Source organism: Phaeodactylibacter luteus, assembly GCF_007993045.1.
In the GTDB taxonomy this organism is placed as follows: domain Bacteria; phylum Bacteroidota; class Bacteroidia; order Chitinophagales; family Saprospiraceae; genus Phaeodactylibacter; species Phaeodactylibacter luteus.
Window position 1 is genome coordinate 171,390 of the sequence record NZ_VOOR01000007.1, and the last position, 8,036, is coordinate 179,425.

The following is an 8,036-nucleotide window of genomic DNA, read 5'->3' on the forward strand; positions in this document are numbered from 1 at the left end:
TGGGCGGCAACAGATGGCGCTCTACACCCCCACCCCCTGATACACCTCCCCCAGCTTCAGCTCCAAATCCAGTGTGATGAAGGAGAAGGCATTATCCTGCCCCGCCACCGGCTCCCGGATGATCCACTGGCCCGCATCGTTCCGGTAGAAGCCCTCTATCTGGCATTGGTCCTGTGCGACCAGCACATACTCCCGCAGACTGTTGATAGCCCGATAGGCTTCGAATTTGGGCCCGCGGTCACGGGCTGCTGTGGAATCGGATAGCACTTCGATTAACAGGAGGGGATTAAGCAGGGTGTCAGGGGCATTTTCCAAATAATGCTCCTCTCCTTCCGTGAGCACGAGATCCGGGTAATAATATTTATCATCTATACCAGATTTTACGCGTAGTTCGGATGGATACAATTCATACCTGGCTAAAGGTCCGAGATAATTCCAAAGAATGGTCGTTAAATTCCTGACTAATCGATTATGCTCTCTACTACTTCCACCCCTAGCAATCAGTTTTCCATTTTCGTATTCATGGCGCTCCTCCTGCGCTGCTTCCCATTCCAGGTAGGCGGATGGGGATAGTACGGTTGTTGCCTCTGCCATTGGTTATTTTTTATTGTAGCTTAAATTAAAGTACGGATTTTCGGGAAAAGGAGCAAGTGGAACAGAGCCTGCTAATGGGCGCAAACCAGATAGTCGTTTTTTTTTTTGGAGGGGGCCTGCCCCTGCCAGCGGGCAGGTGCCGCTATGCTGCGGGGCTCGCTCTTCGCTCGGCCCTGTCGGGCCTGCCGCCCCTTCGCAGCGCTAGGCCAATGCCAGGCTATAAAGCCCAGAAAAGAAGAACGCCTGCGACATTTTGGTTCACGCCCCTGCTAATCTTGCCAAAAAGCCTAAACATCCAACACGGCCGAAACCTCCACCGCTTTCATAAAATCCGTAGCTATTTCATCACCCGGCAGGAAGATATGGATATCGGTGTACCCCTTGGGGCTTGGGCTTCGGTAGCGCTCTATCTGCTTATCCTGCAGGTTGACGATCCAAACCTCTGGAATGCCATGGCTGGCGTAAAGAGGCAGCTTAATGTCCCGGTCTTTTTCCAGGCTGCTGTCAGCAACTTCAATGAGCAAATGAATATCTTCAGCAACAGGATGTGCATTAACATAAAAGTCCGACCGATAACTCAGCAAGCTTAAATCTGGTTCCGGCTCAGAATAATCATCGAGTTGTATAGGATCTTGCACACCAAGGATGATAGATGAGGGCAACAGCTGGCTAAAAAGCCTAATCAAACGTTTCACTGTCCCCGCATGATTACTTTTTATCGGGCTCATATCCACAATTTTGCCATAGAGCAGTTCGACGCGCTGCTCCCCGAAGACGCCAGCCTCCCCCATACGATGGTAGGCTTCTGCGGAGAAGCGGTGGGTATCGGTTATTTCTGTGGTCCGGGAAGTCATAGTTTTGTCTTTGTTGCAAAATACAGAAATCAGGACTGGAATGCAAGGCGCCCTACAACGCCCGCAAATTATCAATCATCTGCCGGGCATGCTTCGCATTGCGGTAGCCCTTCATCACAGCTTGCCGCAGTAGCGCATCCGCTTCATCGAAGCACCCTAGGGAAGCCTTGGCTATCGCCATATTGGCGTAAGCGATGGCTTGGCCGGGATCGAGCGCTATAGCCTTTTCGAGAAAGTGGACGGCTTGCTCAAACTGCATCGTGTGGGTCAGGTGGAGCGCCCCAAGGCTGGTGTAGGTTTCCGCATAGCCCGGGTCGAGGCTGATGGCTTTTTCGTAGCAGGAGGCAGCCTTGTCGTACTGCCCGGTCAGCCGGTAGCAAATGCCAAGATTGGTCCAGTAAGAGGCCGTATCCGGCCGGATTTCCAGCGCCTGCTGATGGGCATCAATGGCTTCCTGATAGTAGCCGAGCTGATTGTACGTATTGCCGAGCACCGCATAGGCTTGCGCCAAATCCCCTTTATGAATGCCCGGCTGGGCAATGGCCTGCTGAATCGTGGCTGCCGCCTGCCGGTATTCTCCGTCCTGGTACTGTTGGCTGCCTCTTGCGAGCAACTGTTCTGGCCCATCCGGGAGTTGGGCAGGTTCAGGCACCGGGGCTTTTCCAAGCTGAGTGACGGCTTGGATGAGGATCTGCCGCAGCTGGTTTTTCTCAATCCCGTAGCGCTCTGCTGTGATGATGCCCAAATTCCGCTCCCGCTCTACGGCATTCAGACGGGCGGCATACTGTAGCAGCTCTTCTTCGGTGACCTGCCCCCTGAGTTCCGGCAGGTGGGCCCGGAGCCGGCTGATCACCTCCTTAAGCTGATCGTTGAGCAGCATGTTCTTCAGGGCTTCCGGCAAATCTTGCTGGTTCATAATCCAAAGGGCATCGTTGATTCAGCAGTAATTTAAGGATAAGGTGGGAAAGCTCCTCCACAAGTGCACGTCAAATTATCCGAACGGCCTTCTATTGCCGAGCAGAAGCCTTCTTTCTTGCAGGCGCTCTGAAGTGCGTTGCCTTCTTGGTGAAAAAGCGTAAAAGGGAGTAAAGCGCCTAAAACATCCAAGCTGTTAAACTACCTTAGCACAGCAACAACAAGCAGGCTGCCGCCCAAAGGGCTTGGCCCCGGCAAACCTCGATGTGGGCTCCCGGCAAGGCACGCCAAAATAGAACTAAAAGCATGACTAAATATAAATCTATAACGCCCGGATTGTTGGGCTGTACCCTAAACACGGCCTCCCTATGAAAAAAGAGCAAATCGGACTACTGCTCGGGCCGCTGCTTTTCGCAGGCACCTTATGGTCCGTTCACCCGGATGGGCTGAGCAGAGAAGGCAATGCAGTACTCGCTTCAACCTTATGGATTGCCACCTGGTGGATACTGGAGGCCGTCCCGATAGCGGTTACAGCGCTGCTCCCTATCATCCTATTCCCCCTGACTGGCGCGCTTGACCTCAAAAGCACCACTGCATCTTTCGGGCACCGGTATATTTTCCTGTACATAGGGGGGTTCATGCTTGCTATCGCCATAGAGCGGTGGGGGCTGCACCGCCGGATGGCCCTGCACATCATCCAATTTATCGGCACTAACGTCCGCAATATCATCTTGGGCTTCATGGCCGCGACAGCCTTTTTGTCCATGTGGATTTCCAATACAGCTACCACGGTGATGATGCTGCCTATAGGCCTGGCAGTGATCACACAGCTCAAGGATAACCCGGCGGCCCAAGCAGATGAGAACCTGACCTTCGGGAAGATACTGATGCTCGCCATTGCCTACAGCGCTTCTATCGGGGGGATAGCCACTTTGATCGGCACACCTCCCAATCTGGTGCTGGCGGGCATTGTGCAGGAGCTGTACGATGTTGAAATCACCTTCTCCAAGTGGATCCTAATCGGCCTGCCGGTATCCATAGCGATGTTGTTCATTTGCTGGTATTATCTGACCTACCTGGCCGCTAGCTTCAAACAGCAGTCTTTTCCAGGCGGCAAGCAAGAGATCAAACGCCAAATTGAAAAGCTCGGCCCTATCACCTACGAAGAGAAGCTGGTCTTGGGGGTATTCGTGCTCACGGCCCTGACATGGATCACCCGGTCATTCCTGCTCAATGCATTTGCTCCTGCGCTGGATGACACCATTATTGCCATTATCGCAGCAGTGGCCCTTTTCATCCTGCCGGCGAGCAAGGAGAACCGCGGGCCGCTCCTCCAATGGGAAGAAGCGGTGAAACTCCCTTGGGGCGTTTTACTGCTCTTCGGCGGTGGGCTGGCCCTTGCAGAAGGCTTTAAGGGCTCGGGGCTGGCTGCATGGATTGGCAGTCAGCTGTCACTGCTTGAGGGGCTTTCCCTGATATTTTTGCTATTGGCATTGGTAGCAGCGGTGAACTTCCTGACCGAAATCACCTCCAACCTGGCCACGACTGCGATGCTGCTCCCCATCTTGGCTCCTTTGGCGGCAGTCATCGGCGTCCACCCCTACCCGCTTATGGTCGGGGCTACCCTAGCCGCCTCCTGCGCATTTATGCTGCCAGTAGCTACCCCCCCAAACGCTATCGTATTTGGGTCTGGCTATTTGACCATCCCCGAAATGGCCAAGACCGGTATCTGGCTCAATCTGATCTCCATTTTTGTGCTCAGCCTGATCGTCTACTTTTTATTGCCGAGCCTATGGGGTTTTGACCCGCTGGCTTTTCCTAAGCATTTGAAGCAGGCCGGATGAATATGGCTGGATAGCAGCCTATTTGGAGCGCGTAGGCGATGATGGGGCCGGGCTAGCGCTGCGAAGGGGTGGAAGCCCGGTAGGGCCGAGCGGATAGCGAGCCCCGCAGCATAGCGCCCCCTGCTGAGAGGCAGGGGGAGCCCCCAAAAAGAAAAAAAAACGACAATCTGGCTGGGGCATGCAGCAGGTGCTATACGTGTATTGCTGTGCCGTGGTGGTGTTCTGTGCCTTGCCAGGTACGGCGTGCGGAAGGCTGAAAGGGCGCTATCTTGGCTGGTGCTGACAAGCCAGGCTCCGTATAGGTGCCCATCGCCTGTTGTAGCCCGGCCGTTGGCTATCCGCCTATTCGTCCAGGTGCAGGACCAGCACGGGGCGCTGAGCGTGCAGTACGATCTGCTTGGTGGCGCTGCGGTGCATGATATTAGCCCAGAAGCCGCGGGGCTTGGTCACCATGACCATGAGCTCCGCTTGGCATTGTTGGGCGTAGTTGTCCAGACCTTTGTCCAAAGATTCGCTCTCGACCTCGGCCATTTCAAAAGAAAACCCAGGGTCGCCCTTTTCAAAGAGCTCTTCAAATATGTTCCGGTTGGCGGGGTCAGGGAGGCTCTTCCCTTTACCGTCTTGTACGTGCACAAAATGCAAGCACGCCTTGAAGGGGGCATTGAAAGCCATGAGTTTTTCAATGACGGCCGCGTCACCTGATTCGTAGCTGCTGGCGTACACGATGTGGCGAATGCCGGAGAAAGCCGCTTGGGGCGGGACAAGGAGCACGGGGCAGGCGGAGCGTTGCGAAACGGAAGAAGAGACGCTGCCGAACACTTTTTCGAGCAAGCCGCCATCCCCGGTAGTGCCCATAATGACGAGGTCGTGCTCCTCGCTCTGTGCGGTGATCTCATCGGCTGGGAAGCCTACAGACAGTTCTGTCTGGGCCAGGAAAGGGAAAGGCCCAATCTCTTCAGCCATGTCTTTTACAAAACCTTCGAGCATTTCTTCCCGTGCTTTCATCAGGGCAGCAACCGGAGGGATGAAATCCGCTTCCCCTGTCGCTTCGGGGGTGAATACATGGAGCAGCCGCGCATGTTCAATGCCCGTCAGTTGGCTGAAGGCTGCCGCGTAACGAAACGCATTCCGGGAGTTTTCAGAAAAGTCAATAGGGATCAAAAGGTTTTTCATGGTCGCTTTGGTTTTGGTAGTGCGCTGCTGTGCTGCATCAGCACAGCAGCGCTGAAACGGCTCAGGAGAAGCTGCCGGCCTTTGGGCTTGCAGCAAGCATCTCCTCGCTGGCTTGCGCCTCGAACTTAACAAAGTTTTTGACAAATGCCTCAGCCAGTTGATGGGCTTTTTTGTCGTAAGCAGCAGCATCTGCCCAAGTTTCTCTAGGATGGAGAAGCTGCTCGGGCACGCCGGGGCAGGCGGTTGGCACATTGAGGCCAAATACCGGCTCTTGCTCATAGCGGACCCCTTCCAAGCTGCCGTTTAGTGCTGCTTTGATCATGGCACGGGTATATTTGAGCTTGATACGGCTGCCCGTGCCATAGGCCCCTCCTGACCATCCGGTATTGATAAGCCAAACATTGACCCCGTACTTCTCCATGCGCTCGCCCAACATGGCGGCATAGGTGGTTGGGGGCAGCGGCATGAACGGTGCGCCGAAGCAGGCCGAGAAAGTCGCTTCTGGCTCGTTCACCCCTTCTTCTGTGCCGGCCACTTTTGCGGTATAACCGGAAATGAAGTGGTACATCGCCTGGCCAGGGGTCAGGCGGCTGACCGGAGGCAGAACGCCGAAGGCGTCGGCGGTAAGGAAGAAGATATTTTGGGGGTGGCCCCCCATTGAAGGCTGTGCGATGTGCAGGATATGTTCTATGGGGTAAGATACCCGTGTGTTGAGGGTGATGCTGCTATCGGTGTAGTCGACCGTTCGGGTATTGGGGAAAAAGCCAATATTCTCCAGGATGGCCCCATGCCGGATAGCATCATAGATTTCCGGCTCCTTCTCACGGGTCAGGTCGATGGTTTTGGCGTAGCAGCCCCCTTCGAAGTTGAACACTCCGTTGTCTCCCCAGCCGTGCTCGTCGTCCCCGATAAGCAGCCGCTCAGGATCAGCAGAGAGGGTGGTTTTGCCGGTGCCGCTCAGCCCAAAGAAAACGGCTACATCCTCATCTTGGCCAATGTTGGCAGAGCAGTGCATCGTCAGCAGGTCCCGGAAAGCGGGGAGCTCAAAATTGAGCACGGAGAAAACACCTTTTTTGATTTCGCCGGTATAGCCAGAGCCACCGACCAGAATTTCCTTCCGCCCAAAGTTGATGATAGAAAAGTTAGGCTGACGGGTACCGTCTATGGCGGGGTCCGCTTCAAAGCCAGGGGCATTCAGTACAGTCCATTCAGGTGTGAACTCGTGCAGTGCTTCGGGCTTGAGCTTTAGGAACATATTGTGCACAAAGAGGTTGCTCCAAGGGTACTCTGTGATGACGCGCAGAGGGGTACGGTATTCGGGGTCTGCACAGGCTTCAACATCGCGGACGTATATTTCCCGTTCGTTCAGGTAGGCGGCCACCTTTTCCCGCAGGCTGTCGTAGGCCGTGCGCGAGAAAGGCTTGTTGATGTTGTTCCAGTCCACCCGTTCGCGGGTGACCTCATCTTCCACGATGAAGCGGTCCTTAGGGGACCGGCCAGTAAATTTGCCGGTTTCCACACAGAGGGCTCCGGTATCTGCGAGCATGCCCTGTTTTTTATTGAGTGTAGCTTCCACCAGCTCTTCAGGCAGCAGGTTGTAATGAACAGACTTAGGATGGCCGATACCGATTGCGCTGAGGCTTTTGAGAAGTGCTTTGTGAGCAGCCATAACTTGGGGCTTTTGGTATGAAAATAGATTAAAAGAGCAGGTCAAAGTTCAGCTATGCAGAGGCGGTGCGGGCTGAGTTTAGCAAGGGGCAGGCAGTGATTTTTATCATCCTGCATACGGTCCACGGGGCGTTTTTTGCCTATTTTCACCCTTTGCAAACCTTGGCGCTATTGCTCAGGGAAGGTGATAAAGAATGTGTATGCCTTATACCTACGAATACCCCCGCCCATCGATGACCGTTGATTGTGTGATCTTCGGGCTCGACCAGAGCCACAAGCTCAAAGTGCTGCTGATACAGCGCGACCACGCCCCGTTTGAAGGGCATTGGGCCCTGCCCGGGGGCTTTGTGGATATGGATGAAAGCTTGGAAAGAGCGGCTCTGCGTGAACTGGAAGAGGAGACTGGGGTCAGGGACGTATTCATCGAACAGTTGTATACCTTTGGCAGCCCTGGCCGAGACCCTAGGGGGAGGGTGGTCAGTGTGGCCTACTACGCCCTGGTCAATTTGGGGGAGCACCCGGTAAAGGCGGCGTCTGATGCCCGCAAGGTAGAGTGGTTTGAGGTAGATCAGCTGCCGGAGCTGGCATTCGATCATGCCCAGATCCTGGCTGTAGCGGTAGGGCGGCTCCGCGCAAAGGTACGGTATCAGCCCATTGGCTTTGAGCTGCTGCCGGAGCTGTTCACGCTGTCTCAATTGCAGCAGCTCTATGAGACCATTTTGGGGGTAGCGGAGCTGAACAAGCGCAACTTCCGCACCCGTATACTAAAAATGGGCGTGCTCAGGGAAATGGGCAGGCAGGAAGGGGTTGCTCACCGCCCCGCTATGCTGTACAGCTTTGACAAAGAGAAGTACGAGCAATTGGCTAAAGAGCGGTACGAAGACCTGCTGCGCAGGGGGGTTGATTTTGAAATTTAGGGGGCTGTTGCAGTATGTTTATTGTTTACCCAATCTTGTCTAATGTTTTTTTCTTTCATCTGTAATTTCAA

The 8,036-nt window shown here is 54.5% G+C and carries 7 protein-coding genes; 2 read left to right on the forward strand and 5 right to left on the reverse strand.

Translation table 11 applies throughout. From position 1 onward, the window contains the following. Positions 1-21: 21 nt before the first annotated feature. The 3 genes from FRY97_RS05230 to FRY97_RS05240 form a co-directional block, all read right to left on the reverse strand. The gene (locus tag FRY97_RS05230) at positions 22-594 is read right to left on the reverse strand and encodes a Uma2 family endonuclease (RefSeq protein ID WP_147166377.1); all 573 of its coding nucleotides are present in this window, start codon (positions 592-594) and stop codon (positions 22-24) included. Between the two features lie 287 nt (positions 595-881). Next, positions 882-1,448 carry a Uma2 family endonuclease gene (locus FRY97_RS05235; RefSeq protein ID WP_147166378.1) on the reverse strand — a complete coding sequence of 189 codons (567 nt, stop codon included), beginning with the start codon at positions 1,446-1,448 and terminating at the stop codon, positions 882-884. 52 nt (positions 1,449-1,500) lie between these two features. Next, on the reverse strand, positions 1,501-2,364 hold the full coding sequence (locus tag FRY97_RS05240) for a tetratricopeptide repeat protein (RefSeq protein ID WP_147166379.1): 864 nt from the start codon (positions 2,362-2,364) through the stop codon (positions 1,501-1,503). Between the two features lie 367 nt (positions 2,365-2,731). Between FRY97_RS05240 and FRY97_RS05245 the strand changes: the two genes are divergently transcribed. Beyond that, on the forward strand, positions 2,732-4,207 hold the full coding sequence (locus tag FRY97_RS05245; RefSeq protein ID WP_147166380.1) for an SLC13 family permease: 1,476 nt from the start codon (positions 2,732-2,734) through the stop codon (positions 4,205-4,207). A gap of 342 nt (positions 4,208-4,549) precedes the next feature. On the opposite strand, the gene FRY97_RS05250 is transcribed toward FRY97_RS05245, so the two are convergent. Then, entirely contained in the window at positions 4,550-5,380 is an 831-nt protein-coding gene (locus FRY97_RS05250; RefSeq protein ID WP_170254511.1) for a universal stress protein, read from the reverse strand. 61 nt (positions 5,381-5,441) lie between these two features. Next, positions 5,442-7,049, reverse strand: coding sequence for a phosphoenolpyruvate carboxykinase (ATP) (gene pckA / locus FRY97_RS05255; protein ID WP_147166382.1), 1,608 nt, complete (start codon positions 7,047-7,049; stop codon positions 5,442-5,444). Positions 7,050-7,248: 199 nt separating this feature from the next. Between pckA and FRY97_RS05260 the strand changes: the two genes are divergently transcribed. After that, positions 7,249-7,965, forward strand: coding sequence for an NUDIX hydrolase (locus FRY97_RS05260; RefSeq protein WP_147166383.1), 717 nt, complete (start codon positions 7,249-7,251; stop codon positions 7,963-7,965). The last annotated feature ends 71 nt before the right edge of the window (positions 7,966-8,036 follow it).